General features: G+C 62.7%; 14 protein-coding genes and 1 tRNA gene. 10 read left to right on the top strand and 5 right to left on the bottom strand.

What is annotated here, in order from left to right; genetic code table 11:
- Nucleotides 1-110 precede the first annotated feature (110 nt).
- Nucleotides 111-1,103, top strand: a complete 993-nt coding sequence (locus tag GKN89_RS16710; RefSeq protein WP_154747395.1) for an acyltransferase — start codon at nucleotides 111-113, stop codon at nucleotides 1,101-1,103.
- On the opposite strand, the gene GKN89_RS16705 is transcribed toward GKN89_RS16710, so the two are convergent.
- From GKN89_RS16705 to GKN89_RS16695, 3 genes are all read right to left on the bottom strand, one after another.
- Nucleotides 1,098-2,021, bottom strand: coding sequence for a GlxA family transcriptional regulator (locus tag GKN89_RS16705; RefSeq protein ID WP_154747394.1), 924 nt, complete (start codon nucleotides 2,019-2,021; stop codon nucleotides 1,098-1,100). The genes GKN89_RS16710 and GKN89_RS16705 overlap by 6 nt on opposite strands.
- 2 nt (nucleotides 2,022-2,023) lie before the next feature.
- The gene (locus tag GKN89_RS16700) at nucleotides 2,024-2,575 is read right to left on the bottom strand and encodes an isochorismatase family protein (RefSeq protein ID WP_004934049.1); all 552 of its coding nucleotides are present in this window, start codon (nucleotides 2,573-2,575) and stop codon (nucleotides 2,024-2,026) included.
- A gap of 100 nt (nucleotides 2,576-2,675) precedes the next feature.
- Complete coding sequence (locus GKN89_RS16695; RefSeq protein ID WP_370520221.1) at nucleotides 2,676-4,064, bottom strand: amidohydrolase family protein; 1,389 nt, start codon at nucleotides 4,062-4,064, stop codon at nucleotides 2,676-2,678.
- 208 nt (nucleotides 4,065-4,272) lie between these two features.
- Here GKN89_RS16695 and GKN89_RS16690 point away from each other — a divergent pair, with 208 nt between their 5' ends.
- Nucleotides 4,273-4,893: a nucleotidyltransferase domain-containing protein gene (locus GKN89_RS16690; RefSeq protein WP_019455540.1), complete on the top strand. Its 621-nt coding sequence runs from the start codon at nucleotides 4,273-4,275 to the stop codon at nucleotides 4,891-4,893.
- Nucleotides 4,844-5,284 (top strand): hypothetical protein, encoded by a 441-nt coding sequence (locus GKN89_RS16685; RefSeq protein WP_019455541.1) that lies wholly within the window; start codon nucleotides 4,844-4,846, stop codon nucleotides 5,282-5,284. The genes GKN89_RS16690 and GKN89_RS16685 overlap by 50 nt, the downstream gene beginning before the upstream one ends.
- 6 nt (nucleotides 5,285-5,290) lie before the next feature.
- Here the strand turns inward: GKN89_RS16685 and GKN89_RS16680 are convergent, their stop codons facing one another.
- Nucleotides 5,291-6,145 carry a LysR family transcriptional regulator gene (locus GKN89_RS16680; RefSeq protein WP_025160289.1) on the bottom strand — a complete coding sequence of 285 codons (855 nt, stop codon included), beginning with the start codon at nucleotides 6,143-6,145 and terminating at the stop codon, nucleotides 5,291-5,293.
- 126 nt (nucleotides 6,146-6,271) lie between these two features.
- Here GKN89_RS16680 and GKN89_RS16675 point away from each other — a divergent pair, with 126 nt between their 5' ends.
- The 3 genes from GKN89_RS16675 (at nucleotide 6,272) to GKN89_RS16665 (ending at nucleotide 9,080) form a co-directional block, all read left to right on the top strand.
- Nucleotides 6,272-7,471: a cyanate transporter gene (locus tag GKN89_RS16675; RefSeq protein WP_063918256.1), complete on the top strand. Its 1,200-nt coding sequence runs from the start codon at nucleotides 6,272-6,274 to the stop codon at nucleotides 7,469-7,471.
- Between the two features lie 75 nt (nucleotides 7,472-7,546).
- Complete coding sequence (locus tag GKN89_RS16670; RefSeq protein WP_154747393.1) at nucleotides 7,547-8,890, top strand: esterase-like activity of phytase family protein; 1,344 nt, start codon at nucleotides 7,547-7,549, stop codon at nucleotides 8,888-8,890.
- Between the two features lie 95 nt (nucleotides 8,891-8,985).
- Nucleotides 8,986-9,080, top strand: a tRNA-Sec gene (locus GKN89_RS16665).
- Between the two features lie 21 nt (nucleotides 9,081-9,101).
- Here the strand turns inward: GKN89_RS16665 and GKN89_RS16660 are convergent.
- Nucleotides 9,102-10,004 carry a LysR family transcriptional regulator gene (locus tag GKN89_RS16660; RefSeq protein ID WP_154747392.1) on the bottom strand — a complete coding sequence of 301 codons (903 nt, stop codon included), beginning with the start codon at nucleotides 10,002-10,004 and terminating at the stop codon, nucleotides 9,102-9,104.
- A 140-nt stretch (nucleotides 10,005-10,144) separates the two neighbouring features.
- Here GKN89_RS16660 and GKN89_RS16655 point away from each other — a divergent pair, with 140 nt between their 5' ends.
- Genes GKN89_RS16655 through GKN89_RS16640 form a run of 4 tightly spaced genes read left to right on the top strand, consistent with a single transcriptional unit; the run spans nucleotide 10,145 to nucleotide 14,961 of the window.
- Complete coding sequence (locus GKN89_RS16655) at nucleotides 10,145-11,680, top strand: MFS transporter (protein WP_154747391.1); 1,536 nt, start codon at nucleotides 10,145-10,147, stop codon at nucleotides 11,678-11,680.
- Between the two features lie 41 nt (nucleotides 11,681-11,721).
- Nucleotides 11,722-12,762, top strand: coding sequence for an HlyD family secretion protein (locus tag GKN89_RS16650; RefSeq protein WP_154747390.1), 1,041 nt, complete (start codon nucleotides 11,722-11,724; stop codon nucleotides 12,760-12,762).
- On the top strand, nucleotides 12,762-14,207 hold the full coding sequence (locus tag GKN89_RS16645; RefSeq protein WP_154747389.1) for an efflux transporter outer membrane subunit: 1,446 nt from the start codon (nucleotides 12,762-12,764) through the stop codon (nucleotides 14,205-14,207). The genes GKN89_RS16650 and GKN89_RS16645 overlap by 1 nt, the downstream gene beginning before the upstream one ends.
- Nucleotides 14,188-14,961, top strand: coding sequence for a siderophore-interacting protein (locus GKN89_RS16640; protein ID WP_019452602.1), 774 nt, complete (start codon nucleotides 14,188-14,190; stop codon nucleotides 14,959-14,961). The genes GKN89_RS16645 and GKN89_RS16640 overlap by 20 nt, the downstream gene beginning before the upstream one ends.
- The last annotated feature ends 9 nt before the right edge of the window (nucleotides 14,962-14,970 follow it).

Genomic DNA, 14,970 nt, shown 5'->3' with positions numbered 1-14,970 from the left:
TAAGGTGCGGTTTAAGTGCATTCTGATATTTCGCTTTTGGGTTGTCGCCGAACGCTGCGCCCGATAACCTCTTATTAACATATCAATATGACACAAGATCGAGCGAGCGTTTGAGCGAGAAAATCGGCTGGATAGACAACCTGCGGGCGATAGCGTGCATGATGGTGGTGATGATCCACGCCACCACTTATTACGTCACCAACGGCGCGGCGATAGGGCTGCATAACTGGGATATCGCCAACGTGCTGAATTCGCTGTCGCGTGTGTCGGTGCCGCTGTTCTTTATGATTTCCGGCTACCTGTTCTTCGGCGAAAAGAGCGCCGGCCGGCGACATTTCACCCGCATCATCTGCTGCATTCTGTTCTACAGCGCCATCGCGCTGATCTATATCGCGGCTTTCACCAAGATCGGTTTCTGGCCGTCGCTGCGCGGCATTCTGCAAAAGCCGGTGTTCTATCATCTGTGGTTTTTCTACGCCATCGCGGTGATTTACCTGCTGTCGCCGCTGATCGGCGTCAAGCCGGTGTCGCGCCGTTACCTGGCCGCCGTGCTGGTGGTGTTGGCGGTGATCGCCAACCCGAATACCGACAAGCTGACCTTCGGCAACGTGCACCTGCTGCCGGTTAACCTGTATATCTACGGCGATACCTTCTACTACCTGCTGTATGCGCTGGCCGGGCGGGCGATGGGCATGATGGAGGCGCGCGGGCGCGCCGTGGGCTGGCTGGCGGCGCTGGGATTTGCGCTGTGCGTGGCGCTGATCGCGCGCGGCACCAAGCACCAGCTGTTCATCAACGGCAATTTCGCCGATACCTACTATATCTACAGCGGCCCGCTGGTGTTTATGGCGGCGGTAGCGCTGCTGGTATGGGTGAAACATTGCCTGCCGCAGCCGATCGGTTGGTTGGGCGTGTTTTCCCGCCATTCGCTGGCGATCTACGGTTTTCACGCCCTTATCGTCAACATGATGCGCAATCGGCACCTCGATTTCACCGGCCACCCGCTGCTGGATATCTTCTGGGTGTTCGGCGTGGCGCTGGGGCTCAGCCTGTTGCTGTCTGTCGGCCTGCAGCGGCTGGATACCCGCCGACTGGTGTCATAGCGGCGAGTGCTGGCGCTGCTGGGCGCGGCGCAGCTGCCGCCCGGAAGAAAAACCGGCCGCCAGCGCGGCCTTTTCCAACCCATACCCTTGCTGCAGGCGCTGTTGCGCCACCGCCAACCGCAGCTGTTCATGATATTCCCGCACGCTGATGCCGACGTGGCTGCGAAACAGCCGCGCCAGGTGGCGACTGCTGACGTGCGCCTTTTCCGCTACCTGCGGCACCGACCAGTCGGCCTCCGGCTCGGCGGCCATCACGTCCTGCGCGCGGTGTACCGCCGGGTGCAGGTGGTTGCGGTAGCGCAGCCAGGGCGACAGCTGCGGATCGTCGCCGGCGCGGCGGAAATAGACCACCATGTCGCGTGCGACGTCGCGCGCCCGGCCGGAGCCGCAGTGACGGTGAACCAGATGCAGTGCCAAATCGATGCCGGTGGTGATGCCCGCGCTGGTATAGACGCCGCGGTCTTCGACGAAGATGCGGTTCTCTTTCACCTGCGCCGCCGGCGCCTGCAGGCGGATGCGTTCGATGACGTCGTGGTGGGTGGTGCACTGATAGCCGTCGAGCAGCCCGGCCTGCGCCGCCAGCAGCGCGCCGGAGCAGATGCACACCAGAGTGATGCGCTGCCGCTGCAGATCGGGCCGCAGCGTCGCCAGCCAGCGGCGGGCCTGCTCGGCCTCTTCACCGGCGAAATAGCGCTGCGAATCGCCGACGCCCGGCAACACCAGAATAGCGCCGTCTTCCAGGCGTTCGGGCAACGGCTGCAGGCCGCTCAGCGTCATGCCGATGGAGCAGACGACCTGCGGCGCCGGGCTGAGGTAACGCAGGCTGAACGACCCGGCGAGGCGCAGGGTTTCCGCCGGGCCGCTGACGTCGAGCGACAGCACGTTGGGCAACAGCAGAAAATAGACGGCCTGCGGCATGGTTACTCCTGTGCGAGTTGCGCCAGCGCCTCATCCACGCTGGCGATGCGGGCGAAACGATCGACCAGTACGGTTTCAGTATGCCGCTTCAGCTGCGCGGGGGTAAAGACTTCACCGTCGGGATGGCGCATCGGGAAGGTCAGCGTCGCCTCGGTGACGAAGGTCACCCGATAACCGAGATCGGACGCCACCCGGGTGGTGGTTTCACAGCACTGTTCGGTGCGGATGCCGGAGATGATCAGGTGGTTGATATCCCGCTCGCGCAGCCAGGCGTCGAGGCCGGATTCGGTCAGCGCATTGTGCACATGCTTATGCACGGTGATATCCGCCTGGTGGGTGAGGAACGGCAGGCGTTGCACGTGGCCCGAAGCCAGCGAGAAAGGCCCCTGCGGCGAGACGTGCAGCACGTCGACCAGCGCCGCGCCGCGTTGCTGACAGCCCGCGATCAGACGGGTCAGCGCCTGTTGAAACGCCGGCAGATCGTCCTCCTGCCAGAATGGACGGTGCTGGAATGATTGCTGGACATCGATGATCAATAACGCGCTCTGTGACATTTTCGGCCCTCCGCCAGTGTGTGTAGCGACCATCTTGCGCCGCGCCTTACTCTGGCAGAAGGCCAAAAACGGCCATCATGATGACAACAGCGGACCGACCTTAGGCTTTGCTCACCTGGCCGGCCACCAGACGCCCCTGATGGAAGGTGGCGCTGCGTGCCGGCAGGCGGGCGACCGCCTCGGCGGAGCAGCTGGCGTTGACCAATACGAACTCGGCGGCGTCGCCGGCTTTCGGCCAGACGCGCTGGCCCTTATCGTCCAGCGGCAGCACGCCGCCGGTAGAGATGGCCATGGCGCGCGACAGGTGATACTCGTCGGAGCCGCGGTACAGCTGGGCGTACAGGTTGGCCTTTTCCAGAATGTCGCCGGTGCCAAACGGCGACCAGTGGTCGATTACGCTGTCGGTGCCGGTCATCACGAACACCCCTTTCTCGCTGAGTTGCGGCAGCGGCATCATCAGGCCGCCGATCGGTACCGTGGAGGCGATGGTGATCTGCTGCGCCGCCAGCCGGGTGGCGGTTTCCGCCAGTTCGCCCGGCGTCAGCGTGGTCAGGGCGAAAGCGTGGCTGATGGTGACCTTGCCGCGCAGCGCCGGGTTTTGCTCCACGGTGGCGATCATGTAGTTGATGGCGGCGACCCCGGCCGGGCTGGTTTCATGCAGGTGGATATCCACGCCTTTGCCGGTATCGAGGGCGATCTGGAACATGGCGTCCAGCGATTTCTCCATCGCGCCGTCGACGTTGGTCGGATCGAGCCCGCCGACGTACTGCACGCCCATCTGCATCGCTTCGCGCACCAGCGCATCGACCCTGGAGTGCAGCAGGCCATGCTGCGGGAAAGCGACGATTTCACAGCTGAAGTCCGCCCGGTGGTTTTCCAGCGCGCGCTGCAGGTGCTCCAGGCTTTTCAGGCCGCTGACCGGATCGATATTGCAGTGGCTGCGCGCCACGGTGCTGCCTTTGGACTGCAGCAGGGCGATCAGATTTTCCGCCCGCTGCTGCGAGGTGGGCAGCAGTTTCGGGATCAGCGTCTGCTCCAGCGCGATCATGTCCATGATGGTTTTGCCCTGGCGCGGGCGCGGCGCCTGCCACGGGCCGCTGTAGAAGGTTTTGTCCAGGTGGATGTGCATATCGCGAAACGCCGGCAGCAGCAGCTGGCCCTGCGCCTTATAGCGGGGCACGCCGGCGGGCAGCGCGGCGTTGGCGGCATGAATGGCGGCGATCTTGCCGTCTTTGATCTCAAGCGTATACAGCGCGGTGCGGGTGCCGATCACCGTGTCGCCGTCGTATTCAAAGCCGTCTTCCATCCGCACCTCGCTCAGGCAGTAGTGACGTTCGGTCAGGGTCATCGGTGCCGGTGCGCACTGCTCGCCGCCAAGAGACGCGGCCTGTGCCACACCGCCGGTCAGGCCGATCACCGCGCAGGCGGTGGTGAGTTTGCCAGTTTGGCTGAGGAAGGCTCTGCGGCCCGGTTGTTGAGGGTTTTCCACGTTCGGTTCCTTAATCCAGAGGTGAGGTGGGTGAAAACATCCCCCAATTTAGGAGAGGAAGCGGTCGGTTGGCAGCGACATTTGCCACTGGTGACTATTCGATTTGGTAATGACTGGCGCCCATCGGTTGAATGGCTTTCCTGGCTTGCTCTTTCGTAGCTTTAATAGCTACATTTGTAGTCATTAAAGCTACATTGAGGTTAGCGTGATGCACGATCCGATGCTCGAACTGCTGTTCAGCGAATACCGTAGAAAAGTGCTAAGCCTGCTGTTTATTGAGCCCGGGCGAGCGTTTCACGTGCGGGAAATTGCGCGGCGTACCGCAACTCAGGCCGGTACTTTACATAAAGAGTTGAGCAGGCTGGCTGAGGGGGGCATTTTGCTCAGGCAGCGGCAGGGCAATCAAATTTGCTATCAGGCCAACGTTGATTGCCTGATTTTCCCAGAGCTGGCGGCTATTTTCCGCAAGGCTTGCGGGCCAGTGGAGCGCTTAAGGCAGACATTGGCAGAGTTTGGTGCAGCTATTGAACGGGCCTTTATTTTTGGATCCGTCGCCAGTGGCAAAGCGACGGCGGCCAGCGATATCGATGTGTTGATCGTTGGCAAACTGTCTTTTTCGCAGGTGATTCAGGCTATTTATCCGCTGCAGGAAACGCTGGGACGGGAAATTAACCCCAAACTTTACTCGCCGGAAGAGTGGCGGGCGGCTTTGGCCGAGAACTCCGCGTTTATACAGGACATTATGCAGAAACCCCAACTCTGGATTGCGGGAGACAAGGATGACGCTGGACAATCTGGTCGGGCTGGGACTGGAGGTGATAACGCCTGACTCGGGGGCGATTAAAAAATTGCTGGCCGCCGCCGCGCGCAACCGCCGTGATGCGGGTATCACTCAGCTCAGCAATGAGAGCCGTTTCGACACGGCATATAAGGCGGTCATGCAAATGGCTAATGCCGCTTTGCAAGCCAAGGGGTACCGCACGCTGACCAGCAAACCCGGTCATCACCAGACCATGATCCAAACGTTGCCGCTCACCGTAGGGTTGCCGCGCGAGGCAATGATCTGCCTGGATGCATTGCGAAAACAGCGCAATGTGGCGGATTACTCCGGCGATTTGGTGACGGATGCGGCGGTACAGGCTTGCCTTGAGCAGACCGACGCGCTGTGGGTACGGATTATCGACTGGCTACAGCGCGAATATCCGCAGATAGTGGCGTAACCGATCTCACTTCAACCCGCAAAACACCGTCAGTCGCTGGGCCAGTGCCAGCGTGGCGGCGGGGGCGCCGTCGCGGTAGTAGAGCGCCAGTTCGAAGCTGTCTATCGGCGGCAATCCTTCGGCCGCGCCCAGCACCCGGTGCGTGGGCAGACGGCAGCCGGCCGGCAGCAGGGTGACGCCCAGCCCGGCGGCGGAAGCGGCGGTCAGCGCCGCCAGACTGGCGCTGCTGTAGCCGATACGCCAGCGTTTGCCGAGGTTGTCCAGCGCCTGGCACAGCTCGTCGCGGTACAGGCCGTTGAGTGGAAATACCGCCAGTGGCACCGGCGATTGCTCGATAGCCGGAAAGGCCAGGCTGTCCAGCCACAGCAGCGGTTCCGGCCGCGCGGCGCGCGGCGGTTGCTGGCGGCGCTGCTTCACCAGGATCAGATCCAGCTCTTCACGTGCGTAGGCGCTGTGCAGATCGGCGCTCAGGCCGCTGGCGACGTCCAGCCGCAGGTGCGGGTGCTCGCGGCTGAATTCCGCCAGCAGCTCGGTGGTGGGCACGGCGAAATCTTCCGGCATGCCGATCCGTAGCACGCCGTCGCGCCAGATGCCGGTCAGCGCGTCGTGGGCTTCTTCATTCAGCGCGATGATGCGGCGCGCGTAGCTCAACAACTTGACGCCTTCTTCAGTCAGCAGCACCTGATGCGAGGAGCGTTCAAACAACGGTTTGCCCAACATCTCTTCCAGCCGACGCACCTGTTGGCTGACGGTGGACTGCGACAAGAACACTCGCTCTGCGGCGCGGGTGAAGCTGTTGCTGTCGCACACGGCGACGAAGCTGAGCAGCAGCTGCGGATTGAACATCGGGTAGCGATTCATTTTCCCACTGTTGGCTATTTTATTATTTAATTTCCCAATACTAGCGGCGTTGCCTACAGTAACGCAACGCTGCGGCGATCGCGCTGTGACGCCGCACTCTTCATTTCGCAGTACCAGGAATATACCTTGTTAAATCATTCTGTTAATTCACCTTCTCCACGTCGCTGGTTCAACCCCCTGTTGCTGGCGCTGGTGTTGATCGGCCTGAACATGCGGCCGCTGTTGACCTCGATCGGCCCGTTGCTGCCGACGCTGCGCCAGGCCACCGGGCTGAGCTTTGGCGGCGCGGCGCTGTTGACCACGCTGCCGGTGCTGATGATGGGGCTGATGGCGCTGGCGGGCGGCGCCATCAATCGGCTGTTCAGCGAACGCAGCGCCGTGACGTTGAGCCTGCTGGCGATCGGGCTGGGCGCGCTTTGGCGCGAACTGGCCCCCGGCAGCGTGCAACTGTTAATGAGCGCGGTGCTGGGCGGGCTCGGCATCGGGGTGATCCAGGCGGTGATGCCCGGCATCATCAAGCATCACTTCCTCAAAAGCATGGCGCTGGTGGCCGGGCTGTGGTCGGCGGCGCTGATGGGTGGCGGCGGTCTGGGGGCGGCGATCACCCCATGGCTGATGAGTACGGGGCGCGACTGGCACAGTGCGCTGGCCTGGTGGGCGTTGCCGGCCCTGGTGGCGCTGCTGGCCTGGTGGCCGGTCAGCCGCGGGCTGTCTCGCCTGGGCGCGGCGGGAGAACACCGCGGCCCAAGCCTGCTGCGCAACCGGCGCGCCTGGCTGCTCGGTGCCTATTTCGGCCTGATCAACGGCGGCTATACCAGCCTGATCGCCTGGCTGCCGCCGTATTACATGCAGCTCGGCTGGCAGCCGCAGGCCAGCGGTTCGCTGCTGGCGCTGATGACCTTCGGCCAGGTGATGGGCGCGCTGCTGCTGCCGGCGCTGGCGCGCAATCATGACCGGCGGCCGCTGCTGTTGCTGGCCTTGATGATGCAACTGATCGGCTTTATCGGTCTGATTTACCTGCCGCAGACGCTGCCGTGGCTGTGGGTGTTGGTTTCCGGGCTGGGGCTGGGCGGCGCGTTCCCGCTGTGCCTGGTGCTGGCGCTTGATCACCTGCACCAGCCGGCGGCGGCCGGGCGGCTGGTGGCCTTTATGCAGGGCGTCGGTTTTCTGCTGGCGGGCGTGACGCCCTACCTCTCCGGCCTGCTGCGCGACTACAGCGGCGGCTTCGTGCTGGACTGGCAGATCCACGCGCTGCTGGTGGTGGTGCTGATCGCCATCACCTGGCGCTTCCACCCGCACAGCTACCGGCGGGCGTTCGCCGAATAATATTTCTGTCATTGCCGCTCCCTATAGTGACGTTGCTTTTACTTCTGGGCGATAACAACGAAAAGGGACAATGACATGCACAACACCAAAACCCGGCTGGCGCTGCTGGTCGGCTGCATGGCGCTGAGCGCCAACCTGTGGGCCGAGGCGCAGCCGGTGCAGGCGACGCTGGCCGGGCATGCGCTGCTGCCGGTAAAATCCGCCGTTTCCACACCGAAGGATGCACCGAGCGATCTGCAACAGAGCGGCAAATACACCAGCGGCAAACGCGTCACCGAGCTGGGCAGCGTGGCGGGCAAATCCGCCGATCGCCTGACCGGCCTCGGCCTGCCGATCAACGGTCAGCCGCTGCAGGGCCACTCCGGCATCAAGCACATGACCGACGGCACCTACTGGGTGCTGACCGACAACGGCTTCGGCAGCAAAGCCAACTCCCCGGATGCCATGCTGTACCTCAACCACTACAAGATCGATTTCAAAGACGGCACGGTTGCGCCGCTGAAGACGGTGTTCCTGCACGATCCGGATAAAAAGGTGCCGTTCCATATCATCAATGAGAGCACCGAGAAGCGCTATCTGACCGGCAGCGATTTCGACCCGGAAAGCTTCCAGTTTGCCGACGATGCCTTGTGGATCGGCGAAGAGTTCGGGCCTTACCTGATCAAGGCCGACCTGAACGGTAAAGTGCTGGCGGTGTTCGACACTCAGGTGGACGGCAAGGTGGTGAAATCGCCGGACAACCCGACGCTGACCCTGCCGGGCGCGCCGGACGGCAAGCAAAACTTCCAGGTGGCGCGCTCCAAGGGCTTTGAAGGCATGGCCGCCTCGCCGGACGGCAGCAAGCTGTACCCGCTGCTGGAAGGGGCGCTGTGGGACGGCGAGCAGTTCGAGAACGTCGGCGGCAAACGCTACCTGCGGGTGCTGGAGTTTGACGTCAAACGGCAGGCCTGGACCGGCCGCAGCTGGCAGTATGTGCTGGAAGACAACCAGAACGCTATCGGCGACTTCAACATGATCGACGCCACCCACGGGTTGGTGATCGAGCGCGACAACGGCGAAGGCACGCCGGACAAAGCCTGCGCCGCCGGTGCGCCGACCGACAACTGCTTCAGCCAGGTGGCCAAGTTCAAGCGGGTATATAAAATCGCCTTCTCGGACGCCAACGTCGGCAAACCGGTCGAAAAACTGGGCTATATCGACCTGATGAACATTCAGGATCCGAACAAGCTGGCGCGCAAGCCGCTGAACGACGGCGTGCTGACCTTCCCGTTCTTCACCATCGAGAACGTGGACGTGGTGGACGCCAACCACATCATCGTCGGCAACGACAACAACTTCCCGTTCTCCTCCAGCCGCCAGCCCAATATGGCGGATGACAACGAGTTCATCCTGCTGGACGTGAAGGATTTCCTGAAGTAGCCCCCCGGCCGCCGAATCGCCGGCGGCCGCCATTTCCCGCTTAGCGCAGCGAACGAACTGCGCTATAATCAGCGCCTTGCTTCCCTCTTCTCCAAGGAAGATCCTCGTCCCCGGTGGGGCGGCCGGACTTCAAATCCGGTTGGGGCCGCCAGCGGTCCTGGGCAGGTTCGACTCCTGTGATCTTCCGCCACCTAATCGCCAATAACCCCCTTCACTCCCTCTGCAAAAAGAACTGCTTGATGGTCTGCCGCAGCCAGCGGTGCGCCGGATCGCGATCGAGGCGCGGATGCCAGGCCTGCACGATAAACACCGACTCCAGCTCGAGCGGCAGCTCGATCTCCGCCAACGGCAGATGGATGTTGCTCACCCCCTGCAGCACGTGGCGCGGCAGCGGCAGGATGAAGTCCGATTTCATGGTCAGCATCATCGCCGAATGGAAGCCCGGCAGGGTCAGAGCGACGTTGCGCTGCAGGCCGAGATCGCGCAGCGCGTCGTCGATCGGCCCCTGCGTGCGCCCGCGACGGGAGACGCTGATATGCGGGTAATGGGTCAGGGTTTCAGGCGTTACCCGGCCGATGATCGGGTGCCCCGGCCGCACCAGCCCCTGAAAGGTGCTGGTGAACAGGCTCTGCGTCTTGATTTCCGGGTGCCAGTCGCGTGAAGAACCGATCACCAGATCCACCTTGCCGCTGCGCAGCGCGTCATCCTCGCCGTCGCTTTCGGCGATGAATTTCAGGCCGCTCAGCGGCGCCATGTCCCGCAGCGTCTCCAGCAAGCCGCCTGCCAGCGCGCCGATAAAGATGTCGTTGGCGCGAATGGTGAAGGTTCTGGTCAACCTGCCGGGCTCGAATGATTCATTCGGCGCGATCAGCGCGGCGGCCTGTTCGATGATCTCGCCGAGCTGGCGTTTCAACTCCAGCGCGCGCGGCGTTGGCACCAGATGCTTGCCAGCCCTGACCATGATCGGATCGTCGAACTGCCGGCGGATGCGCCCCAGAATGCGGCTCATCGCCGGCGCGCTCAGGTTCATCTTTTCGGCGGCGCCGCTCACGCTCCCTTCTTCCAGCAGCAGATTCAGCGCATAGATCAGATTGAAATCAATTTTTTGCGGCATGGCCTCTCCGGTCGTGGCGTGCGTGATGGATTGCGTTTTGTGCAACTAGTTAATTACATGATTTCATTTTAAACAATCGAAATAAGTCCGGATACTGCCCACGACAACAAAGATTGAGGCTGAAACAGCAGGAGTGGGGAATGGTTGAGGTGTCTGTTACGCCGCACCACAAAAATCGATGGCTCGCCAGCGCCGGTGAAATCAACGGCCGCACTTGGCTGGGGCTGTTCGGCGTGTTTTTGGCGGTGATGGCCAGCGGCGTGGGGGAAAACGCCAGCAAGTTCGCGCTGGCGGACATACAGGGCGGCATGCTGATGAGCTTCGATGCCGGCAGCTGGCTGACTACCTGTTACGTCACCGGTTTTGTGATCGGTTCCGGGTTCACGCCCTGTTTTTGGCCGACTTTTTCGCTGCGCCGGGTGGCGTTGACGATGTGCGGCATTTATCTGGCCGGCGGGCTGCTGACGCCCTGGTTGGGAGAACAGTATGGCGCGCTGTTGGCGGTGCGCAGCCTGCAGGGCTTCGCCGGCGGCGCGTTGCCGCCGATGCTGATGACGGTGGTGCTGCGTTTTATGCCGCCGCTGATCAAGGTGCTGGGGCTGGGCGCCTACGGCTGGGTCTCGGCCTGGAGTGCCACGCTGGGCGCTACCGCCGCCGCCTTCGCCTTTCACTGGGGCTGGAGCGGGTATTTCTACTGGAACCTGCCGCTGATGGCGATCGCCGCCTTGTGCATCGGCTACGGTCTGCCACAGGATCCGCTGCGGCTGGAGCGTCTGCGGCAGTTCAACTGGCGCGGCCTGCTGCTCGGCGGCATGGCGCTCGGCATGCTGACGGTGGGCATTTCACAGGGGGAGCGCCTCGACTGGCTGAATTCGCCGCTGATCTACGTTTTATTATTGGGCGGCGGCGGATTATTGGCGTTATTTCTGATTAACGAATGGTACCACCCGCTGCCCTTTTTTAATTTACAGCTATTAAGCAAAAGGAATTTGTCTTTCTCCTTAATTACGCTGGGTGGCGTGCTGTTAATTATGGTGTCGCTGGTTAATATCACGTCGGGATATTTAGCCGCGATTCAAGGTTATCGTCAGGAACAAACCTCAGACTTAATGCTGTGGGTTGCGTTGCCGCAATTAATTACGCTGCCGATCGTCGCCATAATTTGCAATACGCCGCGAGTGGATTGCCGCTGGGTGCTGGCGATCAGCCTGCTGTTGATGGCCACCGCCTGCGTGCTGGCGGCTCAGCTGACGCCGGAATGGAATGGCGACACGTTCCGCGTCATCGCGCTGTTGCAGGCGGTCGCTCAACCGATGGCGATCATCCCGTTGCTGATGCAGGCGACCGGTGGGCTGTTGCCGACCGACGGGCCGTTTGCGGCGGCCTGGTTCAACGCGGTGAAAGGCTTCGTGGCCACCGCAGCCGGCGGCGCCATCGCGTTGCTCAGCCGCCAGCGCGGGGATTATCACGCCGGCACGATCGCCGACGGTTTCGGCTCGGCCTACAGTAGCGCATCGGGCGGTGCGGAACAGCTGGCGCAGCTCGCCGCCCGGCAGAGCCACGTGCTGGCCAGCGCCGATCTTTATCTGTTGGTTGCCGGCCTGGCGTTATTACTGACCGCGCTGATTTTATTTATGCCGACCCGTATTTATCCGCCGCGATCGGTCGCCGCCTGACATTTCATCATCAGAAATACCTATTATATGGAGTCACTTTTATGGCTAATAAGAAAGTCGCCATTGCCGTATTGGCGGTCGCCGCCATTACGCTGGGATTATTAATCAATAAATTCTTTATTAAAGATACACAGCAACACACCAACGATGCCTATATTCGCGCCGATATTTCGCGTATTTCTCCGCAGATCGCCGGTGAAATTGCACAGGTGTTGGTCAAGGACAACCAGTGGGTCAAGCAGGGGGAGTTGCTGGCGGTGATCGACCCGCGTGAGTTCAACGTTGCCCTGGCGCAGGCGACGGCGCAGGAGCAATCGGCCCGCGCCCGGCAGGACGACGCCAGGGCTAACCTCACCCGGCAGAGTGCGCTGATCGCCGCCGCGCAGGCGGAGCGGCAGGCGGCGCAGGCGGAGCTGGCGTTTGCGCGCCAGGAGCAGAACCGCTACCAGCGAATGGCCAGCAGCGGCGCGGGTTCGCAGCAGGCGGCGCAGCAGGCGACGACGCGGGTGCACACGCTTTCCGCCAATGTGGCGCAGTCGGAGGCGACGCTCAAAGCGGCGAAAAATATGGAGCAGGTGCTGCAGGCCAAGCTGGCGGACAGCGATGCCGAATTGATGTTGGCGCAGGCGAAGAAAGCGATGGCCGAACTGAACCTGTCTTATACCCGCATCACCGCGCCGATCGGCGGCGTGGTCGGCAAGAAAAGCCTGCGGGTCGGGGAGTTCGTCAAACCGGGCGATGCGCTGCTGGCCATCGTGCCGCAGGACAAGCTGTACATCATCGCCAACTACCAGGAAACCCAGTTGGAAAACATTGCACACGGGCAGTCGGTAGACATCCATATCGATACCTTTCCCGGCCAAACGCTGAAAGGGCAGGTGGACAGCATCGCGCCGGCTTCTGGCGTCAGTTTCTCGGCCGTGGCGCCGGAAAACGCCACCGGTAATTTCACCAAGATCGTCCAGCGCATCCCGGTGAAGATTGTGTTTGATATCAACAAGGAGCACGCCGCTTTGCTGAGCGCGCTGCGCGTCGGCATGTCTGCGGACGTCAGCATCAATACGCTGGACGGGGGGCTGTAATGAACAGAGCCGTGATACCGCTCTTGCTGATTGCGCTGAGCGGCTGCCGGGCGGTGGGGCCGGATTATGCTCAGCCACAGAACACATTGCCCGAGAGCTGGGGTCAGCAGGCCGGCGGCGGGGCATTGCCGGTGGCCTGGTGGTCGATATTCAACGATGCGCTGCTGTCGCAGCTGGCGCAGCGCGTGGCGGCCGGTAACCTGGATCTGCAGCTCGCCACGGCGCGCCTGCAGCAGAGCCGCGCCCTGCTGGGGGTGACGGAGGCGGCGCTGATGCCGGATCTGAGCCTGGATGGCGCCTATCAGCGCCAGCGCGCCACCTCAGTGGGCAGCATGGATCCGTCCGGCAACGGCGGAGAGGCGGATTACAACCTCTGGCGCGGCGGCTTCAGCGCCGCCTGGGAGCTGGACATGTGGGGCAAGCTGCGCCGCGCGTCGGAAAGCGCGCGCGCCGGCTTCGCCGCTTCGCAGGAGAATCGGCGCGCACTGCTGACGTCGGTGACGGCGGAGGTGGCGAGCAACTATCTGCGCCTGCGCGCCACGCAGCAGCAGCTGGCGGTGGCGCAGGAAAACCGCGCCACCGCGCTGCGCACGCTGCAGCTGACGCAAAGCCGTTATCAAAGCGGCGCGGGCAACGAACTGGATATCGATCAGGCGCAGGTGCAGTTGGCGCAGGTGGATGCCCTGCTGCCGACGTTGGCCGATCGGCAGGAACGCTTGATCAACGCCATCAGTCTGCTGTTGGGCGAGCGGCCGGGCGCGCTGAAGGCGATGCTGTCGCCGCCGGGGCCGCTGCCGACGCTGGCGCGCGCGGTGCCGATGGGGGTGGCGTCGGATCTGGCGCTGCGCAGGCCGGATATTCGCGAAGCGGCGGAGCGTTTGCATCAGGCCACCGCCGAGATCGGCGTCGCCACCGCCGACTACTACCCGCGCATCACGCTGACCGGCAACGCGGGCTACCAGGCATTGGCCTTGTCGGATATGGGCAGTTGGTCCACGCATACCTTCGCCATCGGCCCCGTTTTGTATCTGCCGTTGTTCGACGGGGGAAAAATCACCCAGCGGGTACGCCTGAGCGAATATCGCCAGCAGGAAATGGCCATCGCCTACCAGCAAACGGTGCTGCGTGCCTGGCATGAGATCGACGACGCGCTTTCCGGCTATCGCGCCCAGCAGCGCCGCCAGACGCACCTGGCCGAAGCGCTGGCCGCCAACCGACACGCGTTTGCGCTGGCGCGCGACAGCTATCTGAACGGCGCCAGCGATTTTATCCACGTTCTGAGCACGCAGCGCGCGCTGCTGGATCTGCAGTCCGCGCAAATTGTTTCAGAGGAGGAGACGGCGATCGCCGTGGTGAATATCTATCGAGCGCTGGGCGGCGGCTGGGAACACACCTATCCGTCTGCGGCGCCACAGGAGAAGGCTGATGCACAACACGCTGAATAAGATGGTCGACGAGATGCTGGAAAGAGATACCCGCCGCAAGCGGGAGGCGCGGGTGAGCGCGGTGCGGCAAGTTAGCGCGCGGATCAGGCGCATCACGTTGAGCGGCGACGATGTGGACAAGTTTATCGCCGATCCGCGCGCGCAGGAGCCGGCCAGCTGGGTCAAGGTGTTCTTTCCGTGGCGCGACACGCTGGCCGGGCGAGCTTACACCCTGAGCGGCATCGATAAACTCGCCCGCACCTTCGATATCGACATGGTGCTGCACGGCGAAGGCCCGGCGTCGAACTGGGCGCGCGACGCGATGCCGGGCGACAAGCTGGGGTTCGCCGGCCCTTGCTCCGGCGGCTTCCGGCTGCTGCCGCAAACCCGCTGGCTTTTGTTGCTGGGCGATGAGACCGCGTTGCCCGCCATGCGCACCATCCTCGCCTCGCTCTCCGATCCGTTGCCGGTGCTGTGGTTCGCCGAAGTGGGCGATGCGCAGGAGATCCAGGACGTCGATTGCTCCTTTTTGCAGGTGAACAGCTGGCAAATACGCACCCGGCATTTTGACAGCGTGATGAACAGCCCGCTGGTGCAGGCCGTCAGCCACTGCGAACTGCCGGCCGGGGAAGGGCAGGTGTGGCTGGCCTGCGAACACCAGGTCGCTGCGTATCTGAAGGCGCGTTTTATCAACGAAATGGGCATCTCCCGCGCCGCCTTGTTTGCCAAAGGTTATTGGAAAAAGGGCGAAGCCAATTTCAAGGGCGCGATTTAACTCGGTCGA

Source organism: Serratia sp. YC16 (assembly GCF_009707615.1).
In the GTDB taxonomy this organism is placed as follows: Bacteria; Pseudomonadota; Gammaproteobacteria; order Enterobacterales; family Enterobacteriaceae; genus Serratia; species Serratia surfactantfaciens.
Note: the sequence above shows the minus strand (reverse complement) of the source record. Positions and strands in the feature narration are given on the sequence as shown.

What these genes read in the sequence shown, in the direction of transcription:
- GKN89_RS16705 (WP_154747394.1), bottom strand. Translation starts at nt 2,021, where the DNA reads ATGCCGCAGGCCGTCTATTTTCTGCTGTTGCCCAACGTGCTGTCGCTC.
- GKN89_RS16700 (WP_004934049.1), bottom strand. Translation starts at nt 2,575, where the DNA reads ATGTCACAGAGCGCGTTATTGATCATCGATGTCCAGCAATCATTCCAG.
- GKN89_RS16690 (WP_019455540.1), top strand. Translation starts at nt 4,273, where the DNA reads ATGCACGATCCGATGCTCGAACTGCTGTTCAGCGAATACCGTAGAAAA.
- GKN89_RS16685 (WP_019455541.1), top strand. Translation starts at nt 4,844, where the DNA reads ATGACGCTGGACAATCTGGTCGGGCTGGGACTGGAGGTGATAACGCCT.
- GKN89_RS16680 (WP_025160289.1), bottom strand. Translation starts at nt 6,145, where the DNA reads ATGAATCGCTACCCGATGTTCAATCCGCAGCTGCTGCTCAGCTTCGTC.
- GKN89_RS16670 (WP_154747393.1), top strand. Translation starts at nt 7,547, where the DNA reads ATGCACAACACCAAAACCCGGCTGGCGCTGCTGGTCGGCTGCATGGCG.
- GKN89_RS16660 (WP_154747392.1), bottom strand. Translation starts at nt 10,004, where the DNA reads ATGCCGCAAAAAATTGATTTCAATCTGATCTATGCGCTGAATCTGCTG.
- GKN89_RS16655 (WP_154747391.1), top strand. Translation starts at nt 10,145, where the DNA reads ATGGTTGAGGTGTCTGTTACGCCGCACCACAAAAATCGATGGCTCGCC.
- GKN89_RS16650 (WP_154747390.1), top strand. Translation starts at nt 11,722, where the DNA reads ATGGCTAATAAGAAAGTCGCCATTGCCGTATTGGCGGTCGCCGCCATT.
- GKN89_RS16645 (WP_154747389.1), top strand. Translation starts at nt 12,762, where the DNA reads ATGAACAGAGCCGTGATACCGCTCTTGCTGATTGCGCTGAGCGGCTGC.
- GKN89_RS16640 (WP_019452602.1), top strand. Translation starts at nt 14,188, where the DNA reads ATGCACAACACGCTGAATAAGATGGTCGACGAGATGCTGGAAAGAGAT.